The organism is Pseudomonas sp. CFBP13509 (assembly GCF_005233485.1).
Taxonomy (GTDB): Bacteria; Pseudomonadota; Gammaproteobacteria; order Pseudomonadales; family Pseudomonadaceae; genus Aquipseudomonas; species Aquipseudomonas marginalis.
This window is the reverse complement of sequence record NZ_QGAA01000001.1, coordinates 244,855-261,146: the sequence shown is the minus strand read 5'-3', so window position 1 is coordinate 261,146 and position 16,292 is coordinate 244,855. Positions and strand designations below refer to the sequence as shown.

The 16,292-nt window shown below is 59.9% G+C and carries 15 protein-coding genes; 3 read left to right on the top strand and 12 right to left on the bottom strand.

The window, feature by feature from the left end; translation table 11 throughout:
* Positions 1–38: 38 nt before the first annotated feature.
* Entirely contained in the window at positions 39–947 is a 909-nt protein-coding gene (locus PspCFBP13509_RS01295; RefSeq protein ID WP_137211465.1) for a LysR family transcriptional regulator, read from the top strand.
* Here PspCFBP13509_RS01295 and PspCFBP13509_RS01290 read toward each other — a convergent pair.
* From PspCFBP13509_RS01290 to PspCFBP13509_RS01250, 9 genes are all read right to left on the bottom strand, one after another.
* Positions 944–1,429 carry a DoxX family protein gene (locus PspCFBP13509_RS01290; RefSeq protein WP_137211464.1) on the bottom strand — a complete coding sequence of 162 codons (486 nt, stop codon included), beginning with the start codon at positions 1,427–1,429 and terminating at the stop codon, positions 944–946. The genes PspCFBP13509_RS01295 and PspCFBP13509_RS01290 overlap by 4 nt on opposite strands.
* Positions 1,426–2,202 carry an HvfC/BufC N-terminal domain-containing protein gene (locus PspCFBP13509_RS01285; protein ID WP_137211463.1) on the bottom strand — a complete coding sequence of 259 codons (777 nt, stop codon included), beginning with the start codon at positions 2,200–2,202 and terminating at the stop codon, positions 1,426–1,428. Before PspCFBP13509_RS01285 ends, PspCFBP13509_RS01290 begins: the two co-directional genes overlap by 4 nt.
* A complete protein-coding gene (gene bufB, locus PspCFBP13509_RS01280) occupies positions 2,199–3,077 on the bottom strand; it encodes an MNIO family bufferin maturase (RefSeq protein WP_137211462.1) in 879 nt (292 codons plus the stop codon). The genes PspCFBP13509_RS01285 and bufB overlap by 4 nt, the downstream gene beginning before the upstream one ends.
* Before the next feature lie 22 nt (positions 3,078–3,099).
* Positions 3,100–3,396 (bottom strand): BufA1 family periplasmic bufferin-type metallophore, encoded by a 297-nt coding sequence (locus PspCFBP13509_RS01275; protein WP_137211461.1) that lies wholly within the window; start codon positions 3,394–3,396, stop codon positions 3,100–3,102.
* Positions 3,397–3,571: 175 nt separating this feature from the next.
* On the bottom strand, positions 3,572–4,273 hold the full coding sequence (locus PspCFBP13509_RS01270) for an ABC transporter ATP-binding protein (RefSeq protein WP_017844798.1): 702 nt from the start codon (positions 4,271–4,273) through the stop codon (positions 3,572–3,574).
* Between the two features lies 1 nt (position 4,274).
* Positions 4,275–5,042: a high-affinity branched-chain amino acid ABC transporter ATP-binding protein LivG gene (gene livG / locus PspCFBP13509_RS01265; RefSeq protein WP_027604424.1), complete on the bottom strand. Its 768-nt coding sequence runs from the start codon at positions 5,040–5,042 to the stop codon at positions 4,275–4,277.
* The gene (locus tag PspCFBP13509_RS01260; protein WP_027604423.1) at positions 5,039–6,292 is read right to left on the bottom strand and encodes a high-affinity branched-chain amino acid ABC transporter permease LivM; all 1,254 of its coding nucleotides are present in this window, start codon (positions 6,290–6,292) and stop codon (positions 5,039–5,041) included. Before PspCFBP13509_RS01260 ends, livG begins: the two co-directional genes overlap by 4 nt.
* Positions 6,289–7,212, bottom strand: a complete 924-nt coding sequence (livH, locus tag PspCFBP13509_RS01255; RefSeq protein ID WP_003172375.1) for a high-affinity branched-chain amino acid ABC transporter permease LivH — start codon at positions 7,210–7,212, stop codon at positions 6,289–6,291. The genes PspCFBP13509_RS01260 and livH overlap by 4 nt, the downstream gene beginning before the upstream one ends.
* 229 nt (positions 7,213–7,441) lie before the next feature.
* Complete coding sequence (locus PspCFBP13509_RS01250; RefSeq protein ID WP_027604422.1) at positions 7,442–8,569, bottom strand: branched-chain amino acid ABC transporter substrate-binding protein; 1,128 nt, start codon at positions 8,567–8,569, stop codon at positions 7,442–7,444.
* Between the two features lie 342 nt (positions 8,570–8,911).
* Here PspCFBP13509_RS01250 and PspCFBP13509_RS01245 point away from each other — a divergent pair, with 342 nt between their 5' ends.
* Positions 8,912–9,214 carry a DUF2288 domain-containing protein gene (locus PspCFBP13509_RS01245; protein ID WP_065926417.1) on the top strand — a complete coding sequence of 101 codons (303 nt, stop codon included), beginning with the start codon at positions 8,912–8,914 and terminating at the stop codon, positions 9,212–9,214.
* 246 nt (positions 9,215–9,460) lie between these two features.
* Here the strand turns inward: PspCFBP13509_RS01245 and PspCFBP13509_RS01240 are convergent, their stop codons facing one another.
* The 3 genes from PspCFBP13509_RS01240 to PspCFBP13509_RS01230 form a co-directional block, all read right to left on the bottom strand.
* On the bottom strand, positions 9,461–11,638 hold the full coding sequence (locus PspCFBP13509_RS01240) for a hypothetical protein (RefSeq protein WP_074844292.1): 2,178 nt from the start codon (positions 11,636–11,638) through the stop codon (positions 9,461–9,463).
* Positions 11,639–11,840: 202 nt separating this feature from the next.
* Entirely contained in the window at positions 11,841–14,105 is a 2,265-nt protein-coding gene (locus tag PspCFBP13509_RS01235) for a putative bifunctional diguanylate cyclase/phosphodiesterase (protein ID WP_137211460.1), read from the bottom strand.
* A gap of 138 nt (positions 14,106–14,243) precedes the next feature.
* Positions 14,244–14,609 (bottom strand): YkgJ family cysteine cluster protein, encoded by a 366-nt coding sequence (locus PspCFBP13509_RS01230; protein ID WP_027604417.1) that lies wholly within the window; start codon positions 14,607–14,609, stop codon positions 14,244–14,246.
* A gap of 251 nt (positions 14,610–14,860) precedes the next feature.
* Here PspCFBP13509_RS01230 and PspCFBP13509_RS01220 point away from each other — a divergent pair, with 251 nt between their 5' ends.
* The gene (locus PspCFBP13509_RS01220; protein ID WP_065947325.1) at positions 14,861–16,207 is read left to right on the top strand and encodes a spinster family MFS transporter; all 1,347 of its coding nucleotides are present in this window, start codon (positions 14,861–14,863) and stop codon (positions 16,205–16,207) included.
* Positions 16,208–16,292: the final 85 nt, after the last annotated feature.

Here is a 16,292-nt window from a genome sequence, read left to right as displayed (position 1 = left end):
CTAATAGGCAACCTTTGGTTTTCAAATGGAAACAGTCCATGAGCGAGATGGATGACCTGGCGGCCTTTGCCGTACTGATTGAAGCCGGCAGTTTTACCGTGGCGGCCGAGCAACTGGGTTGCAGCAAGGGCCAGCTGTCCAAGCGCATCAGCCATTTGGAGGCACAGTTCAGCGTGGTCTTGCTGCACCGCACCACACGCAGGCTCAGCCTGACCGCCGCCGGTGCGGCGCTGTTGCCCCAGGCGCAAGCGCTGGTGGTGCAGGTGGATCGCGCCCGACAGGCATTGGCGCGTCTCAAGGACGATTTGGCCGGGCCTGTGCGTATGACGGTTCCGGTTTCATTAGGGGAAACCTTCTTCGATGGTTTGTTGCTGGAGTTTTCCAAGCAGTATCCACAGGTGCAGATCGAGCTGGAGCTCAACAACAGCTACCGAGACCTGGCGCGAGACGGCTTTGACCTGGGGGTGCGCTCGGGGGCGATTGAAAACGAGCGTCTGGTGGCCAGGCCGCTGCTGGCCTGGCACGAGATGACCTGTGCCAGTCCCGCTTACCTGGAGCAACATGGCGAGCCACTGACCCCTGGGGATCTTGCGGCGCACACCTGTTTACTCAACAGCCACTACAGCGGTCGCGAGGAATGGCTGTATCACCAGCAGCACGAGTTGTTGCGGGTGAGGGTGAGTGGCACCTTTGCCTCCAACCATTACAACTTGCTGAAGAAGGCTGCCCTGGTCGGTGCCGGTATCGCCCGCTTGCCGTCCTACGTGCTGCCGACGGAATTGGCTGACGGCCGATTGTGTTGGCTACTGCGTGATTACCAGACGCGGAGTCTGCCGATGTACCTGGTCCATCCTTATCAAGGCGGCCTGCCGAGACGTACCCAAGTATTGGCCGACTACCTGGTGGACTGGTTCAAGCGCAGCGGCGAGGCACTGGATCGGCTTTAACGGTAGCGGCGCGCAATCAGGTGGTCGATGGACAGGCTGCCCGGGCCTTTGGCGACCAACAGCAACAGCAGCGCCATCCAGGTGCCGTGGGTGGGGTAGGCGTCCGGGTACACGAACAACTGAATGACCAGGGTCATGCCGATCAAGGCCAGGGCTGAGAAGCGCGTGGCCAGGCCCGCCAGGATCAGCACCGGGAAAAAGTGCTCGGCAAACGCCGCCATGTGCGCGGCGACTTCCGGCGACAGCAACGGCACGTGGTATTCACTGCGAAACAGCGGCAATGTCGAGGCGGCGAGTTTGGGGGTACCGAATTCGAACGTGCCGTTGATCAGGTCAATGGCAAGGCCTTCGACCTTGGTTTGCCCGGACTTCCAGAACACTGCCGCAATGGAGAAGCGCGCAATAAACGCGATCAGGCTGTAAGGGATTTTCTCGAAAAGCGCGATGGCCTGCTTGATCAGACACGAAGCGTAAGTGTTCATGGTGATACCTGTTGTTCTGGGAGCAGATGAGTGAGTGCGTCGTGGTTGATCAGCAGCGTGAGGCATTGGTGCAGGTCGAACTCGGCGCTGGCCTCGAGGGCATTGGCGACGGCCATTTCCAGTGCCGAGCCTTGTTTCAGGCTATTGATAAAGGCGACCGAGCCGCCGTCGATGGCGAAGACCTTGACGCTCAACCCTTGGCGCAACACCAGCGCGCCTTGGGCATGCCAGGGATCGAGAGTGACCAGGGCGCCCTCGGTCTGGTGGGCCGCCCATACCGCAACCACTGCGTAGGCGGAGTTCAATGTGCCAACGCACGGGTGCAGTTGCAGATGCAGCGCCCCCGGCTTCGTGTGGGCTTGCAGTTGCTGCAGAACGGCTTGCGGATCCACCACGGCTGTATCAGCTGCGTGATAAGCGCGAACCCGCAAGCGTTCCAACCGGGCGACATCGGCCAGGTAGGGCACGCTGGCGGCCGGTTCAAAACCTTGGATAAAGTCGGCGAATGTGCCGCCGTACTCGCTGATCAGCGGGCTGGCGGGCGGGGATGCCTGAACGAAAATGCCGGCTATGGCGCGGAAAAATTCATCGCCGACCAATTGCGCGGTTACGGGGTATGCGGTTGCCAGCGCATTGATCAACGAGTTGTGAACATTGTTGCGATACACCGCAAAACGACTGGCCGGGTCGGCCCCGTTGCTGCTGAACAGGCCGTCGGGGCAAGGTTGGCCGGGCGCCAGCAAGGCGCTGGAAAAGGCGTCGTGAAGGCTCATGGGTGGACCTGCGATAAGTACCGTTCAGCCTGCTGGGCTTCTGCGCATAGCACGCTGAAGGCCGGCACTTGGTTGTCGCGCTCGATCAGGGTTGCGACCGGGCCCGTCAGCGCGAGTAAGTGTTCGTACAGCAGCCACACTGCGTTATCGATGGGCGCGCCGTGGTCATCGATCAGCAGGCGATCGCCCAGGCTGTCGGTGTCTTCGGCGAAGCCGGCCAGATGAATCTCACCCACGGCGCGCAATGGTAGGGCGTGGATGTAGGCCAGAGGGTCGCGCTGGTGGTTGATGCACGACACGTAGACGTTGTTCACGTCCAGCAGCAGGCCGCAGCCGGTGCGGCGGATGATCTCGCTGATGAAGTCGGTCTCGTCCAGGGTCGAGCGCTGGAACTGCAGGTAGGTCGATGGGGTCTCCAGCAGCATCGGCCGCTTGAGGGTGCTCTGTACCTGGTCGACGTGCTCGCACACTCGACTCAAGGTGGTGGCGTCATAAGCCAGGGGCAGCAGGTCGTTGAGGAACACCGGGCCGTGGCTGGACCAGGCCAGGTGTTCCGAAAATGAGTGGGGTTGGTAGCGTTCGATCAGTGCGGCCAAGCGTCCCAGGTGCTCACGGTTGAGCGGGCCTTCGCCACCGATGGACAGGCCCACGCCGTGCAACGACAGGGGGTAACGTTCGCGAATCAACCCCAGGTAGTGATGAAACGGGCCGCCGGCCACCATGTAGTTTTCGGCGTGCACTTCAAAAAAACCGATGTCGGGCGAAGTATCGAGCACTTCATTGAAGTGCTCGTGCTTCAGCCCCAGCCCGGTCCGATAGGGGAGCCCGGGCATCTGAATCGGTGAGACTGCGGGTAGGAGTGAAAGCGTCATCATCCGTACTCAGGCCAGGCAGGGGTCAGGACTTGGCGGTGAAGGCGGCTTCCTGGCCGAAGCCGGTCGGCGAGGTGGAACTTGGGGTTTGGGTGCAGGTGCCGGCCGGGACCAGTTTCCAGGCGTTGGCCTGATCCTTGGTCTTCGAGGTGCCGGCGCAGGACGTGCCGGCACCGGCGGCGCAATCGTTCTTGCCGGCTTCAGCGACGCCGAAGCATTTCTGCATGTCGTCGGCAGCGTGGGCGGTGGTGGTCAGGGCGGACAGGCTCAAGGCCGTACTCAGGGCGAGGACGAGGCTAGCGGCGGACAGTTTGGTGGTCATGGTGGATCTCCAGCAGTAGGTTGAAGAGCAGGCTTGAATGCCTGCTTGCACCACTAGAGGCGGGAGGGGGATGTTCGTTACAAGGTCAGACGAAATAATTTCAAACAATGCAAAAAAATGTGGGAGGGAACTTGCTCCCTCCCACATGAGATCCGGCTTATCCAGCAACCGTCTCTTAGCCGCCCAGGTACGCCTCACGTACCTTCGGATCGGTCAGCAGCTGCTCGCCAGTGCCCTGCATCACCACCCGGCCGTTTTCCAGCACATAGGCACGGTCAGCGATCTTCAGCGCCTGGTTGGCGTTCTGCTCCACGAGGAACACCGTTACACCGTCCTTGCGCAGCTGTTCGATGATGTCGAAGATCTGCTGGATGATGATCGGTGCCAGGCCCAGGGAGGGTTCGTCCAACAGCAACAGCTTGGGCTTGCTCATCAGCGCCCGGCCGATGGCGAGCATTTGCTGCTCGCCGCCGGACATGGTGCCGCCGCGCTGGCTGAAGCGCTCCTTGAGGCGAGGGAACAGGTGCAGCACCTTATCCATTTGCTCCTGGTAGTCGCCCTTGTCGGTGAAGAACCCGCCCATGGCCAGGTTTTCTTCCACGGTCAGGCGCGAGAATACCCGCCGGCCTTCCGGCACCACGGCAATGCTCTTGCGCATGATGTGCGACGACTGCTGGCCCACCAGCTCTTCACCCATGTAGCGGATGCTGCCGCTGTGGGCCTGCGGCGAGCCGCACAAGGTCATCAGCAAGGTCGACTTGCCGGCGCCGTTGGCGCCGATCAGCGTGACGATCTCACCCTGGCGCACTTCGACGTTGACGCTGTGCAGGGCCTGGATCTTGCCGTAGAAAGTGGAAACGTTTTCGAATTGCAGCATTTTACGCTTCCCCCAGATAGGCTTTGATCACTTCAGGATTGTCACGGATCTGCTCCGGCGTCCCGTCCGCCAGCGGCGTGCCCTGGTTGATCACCACGATATGGTCGGAAATGCTCATGACCAGTTTCATGTCGTGTTCGATCAACAGCACCGTGGCGTTGTTTTCCTCACGCAACACGCCGATCAGCGCCTTGAGGTCTTCGGTTTCCTTGGGGTTCAGGCCGGCGGCCGGTTCGTCGAGCATCAGGATCCGCGGGCGGGTCATCATGCAGCGGGCGATTTCCAGGCGACGTTGCTGACCATAGGCCAGGGTGCCGGCGGGGCGGTTGGCGAACTCGGTGAGGTTGACCTTGTCCAGCCAGTACGCAGCGTACTCCATAGCCTCGCGCTCGCTCTTGCGGAACGCCGGGGTCTTGAACAGGCCCGCAAAGAAGTTGGTGTTCAGGTGACGATGCTGGGCGATCAGCAGGTTCTCGACCGCCGTCATGTCCTTGAACAGCCGTACGTTCTGGAAGGTGCGCACCACGCCCTTGCGGGCGATCTCGTGACCGGCCAGGCCCTGGATCGGCTGGCCGTCCAGCAGGATGCTGCCGCCACTCGGCTTGTAGAAACCGGTGAGGCAGTTGAACACCGTGGTCTTGCCGGCGCCGTTGGGGCCGATCAGCGCAACCACCTGTTTCTCTTTCACGGTCAGGGCGACGCCGTTGACCGCCAGCAAGCCGCCGAAGCGCATGCTCAAGTTTTCGACTTTCAGGATCTCGCGGCTCATTTGCGCAGCTCCATGTGTGGACGTTGCATGGGCAGCAGGCCTTGAGGTCGCCAGATCATCATCAGCACCATCATGGCGCCGAACATCAACATGCGGTATTCGCTGAACTCACGCATCATTTCCGGCAGCAGGATCATCACGATCGCCGCCAGGATCACGCCCAGCTGCGAGCCCATGCCACCCAACACCACGATGGCGAGGATGATCGCCGACTCGATGAAGGTGAACGACTCCGGGGTCACCAGGCCTTGGCGAGCGGCGAAGAAGCTGCCGGCAAAACCGGCGAACGCGGCACCCAGGGTGAAGGCGGAGAGCTTGATGATGGTCGGGTTCAGGCCCAGGGCACGGCAGGCGATTTCATCTTCGCGCAACGCTTCCCAGGCACGACCGATCGGCATGCGCAGCAAGCGGTTGATCACGAACAGTGCCGCCAGCGCCAGCAACAGCGCCACCAGGTACAGGAACACCACTTTGCTCACCGGGTTGTAGTCGATCCCGAAGTACTCGTGGAACGTCTGCATGCCTTCGGCAGCGGTGCGGTCGAACGACAGCCCGAAGAACGTCGGCTTGGGGATGCTGCTGATGCCGTTGGGGCCACCGGTGATGTCGGTCAGGTTACGCAGGAACAGACGGATGATTTCCCCGAAGCCCAGGGTCACGATGGCCAGGTAGTCACCACGCAGGCGCAATACCGGGAAGCCCAGCAGGAAGCCGAACGTGGCCGCCGCCATGCCGGCCAGCGGCAGGCAGATCCAGAAGCTCCAGCCCAGGTAGTGCGACAGCAGCGCGTAGGTGTAGGCACCCACGGCGTAGAAGCCCACATAACCCAGGTCGAGCAGACCGGCCAGGCCCACCACGATGTTCAGGCCCAGGCCCAGCAACACGTAGATCAGGATCAGGGTGGCAATGTCGACCGCACCGCGCGAGCCGAAGAATGGCCAGATCAACGCGGCCACGATCAGGCCGATGATGATGTAGCGCTGAGTGCGTGGCAGGGTCAGGAATTGGCTGACCTTGGGCGAGACCAGCGGGCCACGGTTGCGCTTGAACAGGGCGCCGACCTGCTGGGTGAACAGCACGCGCAGGAACATCAGCACCGAACACAGGGCGATGATGGTCAGCGTCACGGGGCCGGTGCCATGCACTTCCAGGTTTATGCCGACAATGCTCAGCTTGAGACCGAGTACCGGGAAGGCCACCGCCCACACCAGCAAGGCGCTGAAAAACGCCGATTTAAGATATCTGCTCATACTTTCTCAACCTCCGGACGGCCCAGGATGCCGGTCGGACGGAACAACAGCACCAGGACCAACAGGCCGAACGCGACGACGTCCTTGTATTGGTCGCCGAAAATATCGGCACCAAACGCTTCGGCCACCCCCAGCACCAGGCCGCCGAGCATCGCGCCCGGGATACTGCCGATGCCGCCCAATACCGCTGCGGTAAAGGCCTTGAGGCCTACCAGGAAACCGGCGTTGGGGTTGATCACGCCGTACTGCATGCTCAGCAGTACCGCCGCGACGGCTGCCAGCGCGGCACCGATCACGAAGGTCAGGGCGATGATGTTGTTGGTATTGATGCCCAACAGGTTGGCCATCTTGATGTCTTCGGCGCAGGCCCGGCAGGCGCGCCCCAGACGGGAGCGGGAGATGAACAGGGTAAGGCCCAGCATGGCCACCAGGGTGACGACGAAGACCAGGATCTGCATGTAGGAAATCAGCACTTCTTCCGCACCGCCCGGACCGAAGGAGAAGCTCCCCGGGATCAGGTTGGGGATGGATTTATCCTTGGAATCCTGGGACAGCAATACGGTGTTCTGCAGGAAAATTGACATGCCGATGGCGGAAATCAGCGGGATCAAACGGTTGCTGCCACGCAAGGGACGGTAGGCAACGCGCTCGATACTGTAGCCATAGGCACTGGTTACGACGATCGACGCCAGGAACGCGGCGGTCATCAACAGCGGCAGGGAGTGGATACCCATCATGGCCAGCCCGGCGAGGGCAATGAAAGCCACGTAGGAACCAATCATGTATACCTCGCCATGGGCGAAGTTGATCATTCCAATGATGCCGTAAACCATTGTGTAGCCAATGGCTATCAAGGCATAGGTGCTGCCAATGGTCAGCCCATTAACCAGCTGTTGGAAAAAATGATAGATCTCAGGCATTACAGCGCTCCTAAAAACCCGATACGCATTTCACTGGTGGAGTCATGTTCCGGCCCCGTGCTGTGTTCTGTGAGCACATTTGCACAAAGCGTTTGCCAGCGAACCGCTGGTGACGGTTTTAAGATTTTCAGGTGAGCCAGCGCCCGGATCGCGGGTGACAGGCCCATAAACCTCGTAAAACAAAGCCCACTGCTCTCACAGTGGGCTTGTTGGACCAGTAACGCCTGGCTTACTGAGGGGAAACTTCGGTTTTTGGTTTGCCGAAGTGCCATTCGTAGACCACGAACTTGAAGTCCTTCAGGTCGCCCTTGGCGTCGAAGCTCAGCTCGCCGGTAGGGGTCTTGAAGGTGCCCGCGTGGATGGCTTCGGCCACTTTTGCGGTGTCTTCGCTCTTGGCGGCCTTGATGCCGCCGGCGATGACTTCAATGGCCGAGTAGGCCGGGAACACGAACGGACCGGTTGGGTCCTGCTTGTTCTTGGCGAACTCTTCAACGATGGCCTTGTTGGCCGGGTCGGTATCGAAGGATTTAGGCAAGGTCACCAGCAGGCCTTCGGAAGCGCCCTGGGCGATTTGCGAAATGGAGTCGTTGCCGACACCTTCCGGACCCATGAACTTGGCGTTCAGGCCTTTTTCCTTGGCTTGGCGCAGGATCAGGCCCAGCTCCGGGTGGTAGCCGCCGTAGTAGACGAAGTCGACGTTGGCTTGCTTGAGCTTCTGGATGATCGAGGAGAAGTCTTTGTCGCCGGCGTTCAGGCCTTCGAAGACGGCAACCTTGGTGCCTTTCTTCTCTAGGGTCTGTTTGACGGCGGTGGCGATGCCTTCGCCGTATTGCTGCTTGTCATGCAGGACGGCAACGATTTTCGGCTTCACGTGGTCGGCGATGTAGTTGCCGGCTGCCGGGCCCTGGGCGCTGTCCAGGCCGATGGTGCGGAAGATCAGCTTGTAGCCACGGGCGGTGATTTCCGGGCTGGTGGCTGCCGGGGTAATCATGATCACGCCTTCGTCTTCATAAATGTCGGACGCTGGCTGAGTGGAGCTGGAGCAGAGGTGACCGACCACGAACTTGACGCCGTCGTTGACCACTTTGTTGGCTACGGCCACGGCTTGTTTAGGATCGCAGGCGTCGTCGTATTCCTTGGCTTCGAGCATCTTGCCGTCGACGCCGCCCTTGGCGTTGATGTCGGCGATGGCCTGCTTGGCACCCATGAATTGCATGTCGCCGTATTGCGTTACAGGACCAGTCTTTGGACCGGCGATGCCGATCTTGATGGTGTCGGCTGCGAACGAATGGCCGGCAACCCCAGCCAGGACCATAGCGGCAAACAGTTTGGAAATCTGCTTAGTAGCCTTATTCATAGTGCTCCACTCTTACTGTTGTATTTTTTATAGTTCTGGCGGCCTTGTGAGCTGCTGAACCGGATCGGATATCTCGGATATCCCCCCGGCAACCGCCTGGCAACTGTACCGGTACAGTGTAGAGCGCCGGTTGATCGCTTGAAAAGCTGGCTGCCGGGGGCAAACCCCGGGGGTGTCGCTTAAATGAAAGAAAAAGACAGAATTGCGGCGGGGGTAATGCCTGACTCTCGCGCATTCCTTGGCTTTCCTGACCCTTTCAATCGATAACGCATTTGCAACTGGGTTTTTCTGCCTGAAGCGTGACGTTATGATTGCGCCGATTTTTTCTTCAGGTGAACTCCCATGACGCAAGAACCTAGCACCCTCTATGCCAAGCTGCTCGGTGAAACCGCCGAAATCTCCTGGAAAGAGCTTGAACCGTTCTTTGCCAAAGGTGCCCTATTGTGGGTCGACCCAAGCCTGGATTTGATCGAAGCCGCCGAGGGAATGGCCGAGGACAATCGCGACAAAGTCGCTGCCTGGCTGGCTGCGGGCAGCCTTGGCGAAGTGTCTGCACCGCGGGCATTGGACCTGGTGGAGCGCGATCCGAGCTTATGGGCGGTGGTGGTTTCCCCGTGGATTCTGATCCAGGAAAGGGCAGGGTAAGAAAAGCCCGCACTAAAAAGGTGCGTGTTTTTCGCGCGAAGAAGTGTGTAGTGGAGTAACCGCTGTCGGCGTGATGGCATCTTGCCGTGGAGAAAGGTCACAGCCAAGGGTGACGTGCACGTCACGGGAACAGTTTCAGGCCGCGCCGAAAGCCTGGGGAATTGTTTCCGGGTGTGCCAATGAGGTGGAATCTGGTCGTTACTGAAAGCGCCATCGCGGGCCTGCCCGCGATGGCATCCCCTCAAGTCAGCCGGTCTTGCCGGTATGGTTGTTCAACGAGATAACCTTGGTCTTGCCGATCCTGTGACGATAAATCTCGCGCAGGTACTTGATCGCCTTCTTCACGCAATCCCGTGACAGGCGAATGTCATTGATCGACACGAACTTCTCTTTGTCGTTGATCAACTCGCGGTACTTCTTCTCATACATCGGCTTGATCGCGTACCAGTTGGTATCGAGGATCTTCGCCGGGTTTTCAAACTCGTTGAGCAACTCGTCGATGCGGTCTTCGTCGAAGTCCTCGTGGATGATGAAATCCAGGATCGAGTTGTCCAGGGTGTCGTCGAAGCGGTACGGGTTGCGTGCAAAGCAACGCTTGATAAAGGCCACGATCAGCGTCAGGAAGTCATCCGACAGGCACGGGCTCTTGGCGATCAGGGTGGTCAGCGACAGGTTGGCGGACGCGCCGATTACCAGGGCATAGCGCTTGAGGGTGGTGTTGGGGAACAGGCTGTTGAGGTGCGTCTTGAGCCGGTTCAGGTCCATGTAGGACAGCTTATAGTCCTTGGGCAGCGAGACGATCGACACCACCGACGAGCAGTTCTTGAAAAAGTGCAGGTCATGCAGCGCCGCCGCATCGTAGCCGGAGTTCTTGTATTGCTCCAGGGACGCCTTGTAGCGCTTGGACTCGATCGGCAACAGGCTGATGCCTTCGATGGCCTGGGTGACCTTGTTGAAATGCGGCAGGTCGATGGAGCGGAAGAACAGGTCATCGATGTTCAGGCGCTGGGGCTCTTTCTCGAAGACTTTGAACTTGTCATTGGACGGCGCCGGGGTTTCCGGTACTACGGATTCGGCGTAGGCAATCGCCACCGGCCCGGCCAGGCTCATGAACAGGTCATTGGCGTCCAGGCGGATGGTTTCGCCGATGTCGATGCCGGCGCGACGGAAGTAGTTCTGGTCGTAGTCGGTGGTCACGGCCTGGGCGGTGAGGATGTTGAAGATCTGCTGGGAGATGTACTGGTTGGCGTGTTTTTCCATGGCATTGACGTCAATGTTCTGGATATTGCCGTCATCGCTCTCTTCGGCGTAGCGCATGATGTCGTTGGAGATCAGCATCATCGCGTTCCACGGCCGGATACGCCCCTTTACGCTGGCTTCGCTGCTGTCTTCATTGTCGAAGTTGTATGAGAAGTCCCATTCTTCCGACAGGTACTTGCACAGCAAGCGTCCGGCGTTGATGTGCAGCGCCTCGGACATTTCGCTGCGGTGGTCGGAGATGTTCGGCAGCACGCAAATACCGCTGGTGAAGATCGGCTCGAACACGAAGGCGTGACCGCTCTTGCTGTCGTGCTCGTCGGCGGGCTTGGTGTCGAACGTCTTGTTCATGTACGAATGCTGCTGCGCCAGGCCGAATTCCGAGGCCATGCCCGAACCGGTACCGCCGCCGGCGCTGAAGATCGAGAAGTACAGGCGCGACTGGTTGGCCTTGATGCCGCAGGAGTCGATCAGGTACGAGTGGATCATCTTCCAGTCGGGGCTGGAAAAGCGCTGGGTGTCTTTGTTGAGGATGATCTTGGCCAGGTACTGGCCGAGGATCGGCGCGTTACCGGCGCCACCGGCATGGACTTCGGAAAGGTCCATGATTTTCATCTTGCTGTAGTCGCGCAGGAAGCCGCTTTTTTCGCCCTTGCGCGAGAAACGGATACGCCCGGCGATGTCCTTGTCCAGGTCGCCGAGCATCACCAGCGGTTCCACCAGGAACACCGGCTTGCTGGCCTTGCCGCCGCCCAGGCGCAGGTTGTTGCGAATCCACTGGGCCGGGCTGTAACCCTTATCCAAGGATTTGTCTTCGGTGCTGAATTCGTTGAGGTAGAACTTGCGCGCGTTGTACACCAGCTCCGCCACGTCCAGCGCGATGTTCGAACCGCAGCGGCCCAGGCCGATCAGGCACACCGAGGGGAATTCCTGCTCGTTGTGCTGCTCGCTGTCGCCTTCCAGGTGAGGCGGGCGCGGGAACACCATGTCGCGCAGGCCGTCGAGGTTATCGAGGATGCGGTCGGTATTGGTTTCGGTGAAGTACAGGTATTGCTGGGTAGCCAGCGGGCGGGCGGTGCTCAATGACTTTGAACCTGAGGGCTTGTCCGCAGGAGCTGGGAGCAACACATCGGATACCACGGTGGCTGGGTTATTTTTAGAAGTCATTGTGCGCCATGTGCCTGGGAGGATGGCTGAAAAGTATCAAATGGCCATCACGGAATGGGAGTTCGCGACTTTACAGTGCGTCCTTGTCCGGAACGCTCAGGCTGACCCTGTGTGCTCAGGAAAAACCTGGCCGGACTCTGATGAATCGGCCGTTTGTCGGCGATCTTTAGGTAAATGATGGCGAAATGCCAAAGATTCGACGTCAGCGAATTGGCCTGACGATGGAGGTCGATCCGGAGCGGCCTGGGGAGGACTCTTTCGCCGGGCGAGTGTCCTTGGTGCCCGCCACGCTGAATGGGTAGAGCGGATTGCGTATGTCGATATCTTGCATTGCGCCAATTATTTCACTGGCGGCCACCGCCGGGCTCAACAGGTAGCCCTGGACGAAATCACAGCCGTGTTTGAGCAGCAGTTCGAACTGAGCCTGGGTTTCCACTCCCTCGGTCACTACCTGCAGGTGCAGGGTGTGAGCCATGCCGATAATCGCTTGGACGATCTCGATGTCGGCGGTCGACTTGGGAATGTCCTGGATAAACGAGCGATCGATCTTCAGGGTGTTGAGCGGCAGGCGCTTGAGGTAGGCGAGGGAGGAGTAGCCGGTGCCAAAGTCGTCGATGGCCAGCGACACGCCCAGCGCGCGGATTTGCCGCAGCAGGGCCAGGGTGCTGCTGATATTGCCCATCAAGGCATTTTCGGTCACTTCCAGCTCCAGGCGGTTGGCGCTGATCCCGCTGAAGCGCAGCGCATCTTCGATCTCATCCGCCAGCTCATCGCGGGCCAGGTTCAGGGCCGAGCAATTCACTGTCATGGTCAGTTCGGTATAGCCTCGGTCGGAGAGCAGGCTCAAGTCATGACAGGCCTGGCGCAAGACCCAGTGGTCGAGTTCGGCGATCAGCCCGTTGCTTTCGGCAATTCCGATAAACCGGTCTGGGGTCAGCAGCCCGTGTTGCGGATGCTGCCAGCGCACCAAGGCCTCCAGGCGTGTGACTTTGCCCAGCTTCATGTCAAAGATCGGTTGGTAGAACAGTACCAACTGGTTCTGGGCGCGCAGGGCGCTGCGTAGCTCTTCTTCCAATTGCAGTTCGAGGAAGGCACGGGTCTTCAGGTTGGAGCTGAAGAAGTTCAGGCCATTGCGTCCCATGTCCTTGGACTGGTACAGCGCCAGGTCGGCGTTTTTGAGCAGCTCTTCGCAGGTCAGGCCATCCTCGGGAAACAGGCTGATGCCGATGCTGGTGGTCATCACCATACGACGGCCGGCGAGTTCGACCGGGTCCTTCATCTTCTGCATGATGCGCTGGGCCAGGTGTCGCGCTTCGTCGCGGTGGTGAACGCTGATCAGGATGCAGAACTCATCGCCGCCAAACCGTGCGACCACGTCCGCATGGCTGCGCACGGAGCCTTTGATATGGCTGGCGAGAACACTGAGCAACTGATCCCCTGCGTCATGGCCGAGGCTGTCGTTGATGCGTTTGAAGTGATCGATATCGAGGAAAATAACCGCCATCATGCCGTTTGAAGCCGTTTTTTCGGCGATTTTTTCCGCGAAAATCTGATTGAAGCCGCGCCGATTAAGCAGGCCGGTCAGCGCATCGTAATGAGCCACCTGTTGCAGGGAGGCGCGGGCCTGGTCCAGTTCGCTGAGCAGCGCGTTGACCCGACGCAGGTCGCGCTCCTTGTGCTGCAGCTTCTTATCCGCCAGCGCGGCGCTGATGCTGCTGCCGATCACCAGCAGGGTGATCACGGCGACCGACAGGCCCAGTTGGATAGGGTTATTGTTCAGTGGTAACGAGAGATCGGCGCCGGTGGGGACGATCAGTTGCATGGCGGCCATGCCGGTAAAGTGCATGCTGATAATGCCTGCGCCCAACATCAGGCTGGCAGCGTATTTGAGCAGTTGATGGAAGACGCCGGCGCCGGTACGCAGGTAGCTCGACAACAACAGAGCGGCCAGGCTGGCGCCAATGGCGATGCCGACCGAGGCGAGCAGCAGGCCCGACTCGAAATACGCCTGGGCCTGGGAACGCATGGCCGACATGCCGACGTAATGCATCAGGGCGATGCCGATGCCCATCCACAGCGATGCCAGCAGGTATTGGTTAAACCGCAGTCTGGTGTGACCGAGGGTTTGCATGGCGAACAACGAGGCGATCAGGGCGATGACCAGCGAGGCGAACGTCATGAGCAGGTCGTAGTGAATCGCGATGGGGGCCTGGAAGGCCAGCATGCTGATGAAATGAGTGGACCAGATACCCCCTGCCAGGCAACCGGCACCCAGCCAACGCCAATGGCGGCGAGCGGTAGGGTCTTCGACATGGCCAACCCGTTCGGCCATGTCCAGGGTGCCGAACCCCGCCGCACAGGCGACCAGATAGGCCAGCAGCACCAGAAAAGGGTTATGACTGCAATTGAGTAATAAGTGCCCGTTCGCTGGGAGGTCGGTAAAAAAGTGCAGACCTAGCCATTCCATAGCATGTCCCGTCATAGCGTCACGTCACAGCCTACGGCGATGACCTATGAGGTCGAGTATAGAAGCCTCGCGGGATTTTCCAGCGATAATGGCACTTTGCTCTGAATGATTTTGGCATGCCGTGCATAGCAATTAGTGCTAAGCGCTGATGGGCAACTCCAACTCGAACGGTGCTTGTAACGGCGGCAGGCCGAACGCAGCGCGGGCCGCGTCGCAATCGACATTCTGCTCGCCCTGGCTCCATGAAGCTTCGAATTCCCGGCAGGGGCTTGAGCGCTGCTCATAAATCGAGCAGCTCGTACCTTTGCCGACTTCGCCTTCAAGGCTGCAGCAGCGCGCGGGCTTCTGGTCGGTGCCGATCATTGCCACGCGGGTCGGGTTGATCTGCACCACCAGGTCATCAGGCACCGTCCCCCCCGAGGAGGCGCACTCACCCCAGAAGAAAGACACACGAAAGTGTGAACAGCAGGCACCGCAACTCAGACACGGACTGGCTTCGGACATGGGCGTCATCGATAAGAAAAGTAGAGTGGGGTACTACTGGAAGGCTCGCCATTCTAATCGGGTCATGGCCGTTGGGAAGGGGGGCAGGCACTTATATTTTTGTCGGCAAAGTCCCGTGTTGTCGGGTGAAATCATGCCCTATCAGCTTTACGAATCATTACAGACAACCACGGCTCGCCTGACTATGTTGCAGGTACCGGGCGGGATGCATCGGGCATCGCAGCTCTCATAACAATAAAAGAGACGGACCCATGCAGAACTCGACCCAAGCGGCGAATGCCTGGCGCATTCTGTTCCTGCTGTTCCTCGCCAACCTGTTCAACTTCTTCGACCGCACCATTCCGGCGATCATCATCGAACCGATCCGCATGGAATGGCACCTGAGCGACTTCCAGCTCGGCATCATCGGTACCGCCTTCACCATCGTTTATGCCATTGCCGGCCTGCCGCTGGGGCGTCTGGCCGATACCGGCTCGCGCAGCAAACTGATGGGCTGGGGCCTGTTCGCGTGGAGCGGGTTGACAGCGGTCAACGGCCTGGTTGGCAGTTTCTGGACGTTTTTGCTGGTGCGCATGGGCATCGGTATCGGTGAAGCCAGCTATGCGCCGGCTGCCAACTCGCTGATTGGCGACCTGTTCCCGGCGCACCGTCGCGCCCGGGCAATGGGGATTTTCATGCTGGGCCTGCCCTTGGGCCTGTTGCTGGCGTTCTTCACCATCGGCTGGATGGTCAAGGCGTTCGACAGCTGGCGCGCGCCGTTCTTTATCGCCGCCGTGCCGGGGCTGATCCTTGCGGTGTTCATGTTCTATATCAAGGAACCCAAGCGCGGCGCCGCCGAAGCCGTACAAGTCTCCCAGGAGCGTGTTGATCGCCCGATTCGCCGCGTGCTTGCCGTACCGACCTTCCTGTGGCTGGTGCTGGCCGGGTTGTGCTTCAACTTCGCCACCTACGCGTGCAACTCGTTCCTGGTGCCGATGCTGCAACGCTATTTCCTCATGCCATTGCAGGACGCGGCGGTCGCCACCGGCGTCATCGTCGGGTTGACCGGCCTGGTGGGCCTGACCTTGGGGGGCTGGATTGCCGACAAGATCCATCAACGTGTTGCCAATGGCCGACTGCTGTTTGCGGCGTGCAGCCTGATCATCTCCACCGTCACTACAGCCTGGGCCCTGCATGCCGGGCGCATCGAGATCGGCGTGTTTGTGGCGCTGTTCAGTGTGGGCTGGTTGTTTGCGTATAACTTCTACACCTGTGTGTACACGGCGATCCAGGACGTGGTCGAGCCGCGCCTGCGGGCCACGGCGATGGCGTTGTTCTTTGCCGGCTTGTACTTACTGGGCGGAGGCATGGGGCCGATTGTGGTGGGCGGGTTGTCCGATCACTTTGCCCATGCGGCGATGTATGCGGCGGGGGCCGAGCAGATGACCGAGGCTTACAAGGCGGTGGGCTTGCATGACGCCATGTACCTGATTCCGGTGGCGTTGTTCTTGACCATGTTGTTCCTGTTCCAGGCGTCACGCAGTTTTGTGCGTGATGCCAAGCGGATGAAGGAGGGGTTGGTGGCTGTTGAGGTGCCGGCTGGGGCGGCGACGGCTTGAAATTGCGGTGACTCCATCGGGAGCAAGCCCCCTCCCACATTGATCGGTGACCGACATGACAACGCGGTCAACTGTGGGAGGGGGC

Coding starts and splice junctions, on each gene's coding strand:
- PspCFBP13509_RS01285 (WP_137211463.1), bottom strand. CDS start 2,202: ATGAGCCTTCACGACGCCTTTTCCAGCGCCTTGCTGGCGCCCGGCCAA.
- livG (WP_027604424.1), bottom strand. CDS start 5,042: ATGAGCCGCGAGATCCTGAAAGTCGAAAACTTGAGCATGCGCTTCGGC.
- PspCFBP13509_RS01245 (WP_065926417.1), top strand. CDS start 8,912: ATGACGCAAGAACCTAGCACCCTCTATGCCAAGCTGCTCGGTGAAACC.
- PspCFBP13509_RS01220 (WP_065947325.1), top strand. CDS start 14,861: ATGCAGAACTCGACCCAAGCGGCGAATGCCTGGCGCATTCTGTTCCTG.
- livH (WP_003172375.1), bottom strand. CDS start 7,212: ATGCCTGAGATCTATCATTTTTTCCAACAGCTGGTTAATGGGCTGACC.
- bufB (WP_137211462.1), bottom strand. CDS start 3,077: ATGATGACGCTTTCACTCCTACCCGCAGTCTCACCGATTCAGATGCCC.
- PspCFBP13509_RS01240 (WP_074844292.1), bottom strand. CDS start 11,638: ATGACTTCTAAAAATAACCCAGCCACCGTGGTATCCGATGTGTTGCTC.
- PspCFBP13509_RS01290 (WP_137211464.1), bottom strand. CDS start 1,429: ATGAACACTTACGCTTCGTGTCTGATCAAGCAGGCCATCGCGCTTTTC.
- PspCFBP13509_RS01275 (WP_137211461.1), bottom strand. CDS start 3,396: ATGACCACCAAACTGTCCGCCGCTAGCCTCGTCCTCGCCCTGAGTACG.
- PspCFBP13509_RS01270 (WP_017844798.1), bottom strand. CDS start 4,273: ATGCTGCAATTCGAAAACGTTTCCACTTTCTACGGCAAGATCCAGGCC.
- PspCFBP13509_RS01295 (WP_137211465.1), top strand. CDS start 39: ATGAGCGAGATGGATGACCTGGCGGCCTTTGCCGTACTGATTGAAGCC.
- PspCFBP13509_RS01260 (WP_027604423.1), bottom strand. CDS start 6,292: ATGAGCAGATATCTTAAATCGGCGTTTTTCAGCGCCTTGCTGGTGTGG.
- PspCFBP13509_RS01230 (WP_027604417.1), bottom strand. CDS start 14,609: ATGTCCGAAGCCAGTCCGTGTCTGAGTTGCGGTGCCTGCTGTTCACAC.
- PspCFBP13509_RS01235 (WP_137211460.1), bottom strand. CDS start 14,105: ATGGAATGGCTAGGTCTGCACTTTTTTACCGACCTCCCAGCGAACGGG.
- PspCFBP13509_RS01250 (WP_027604422.1), bottom strand. CDS start 8,569: ATGAATAAGGCTACTAAGCAGATTTCCAAACTGTTTGCCGCTATGGTC.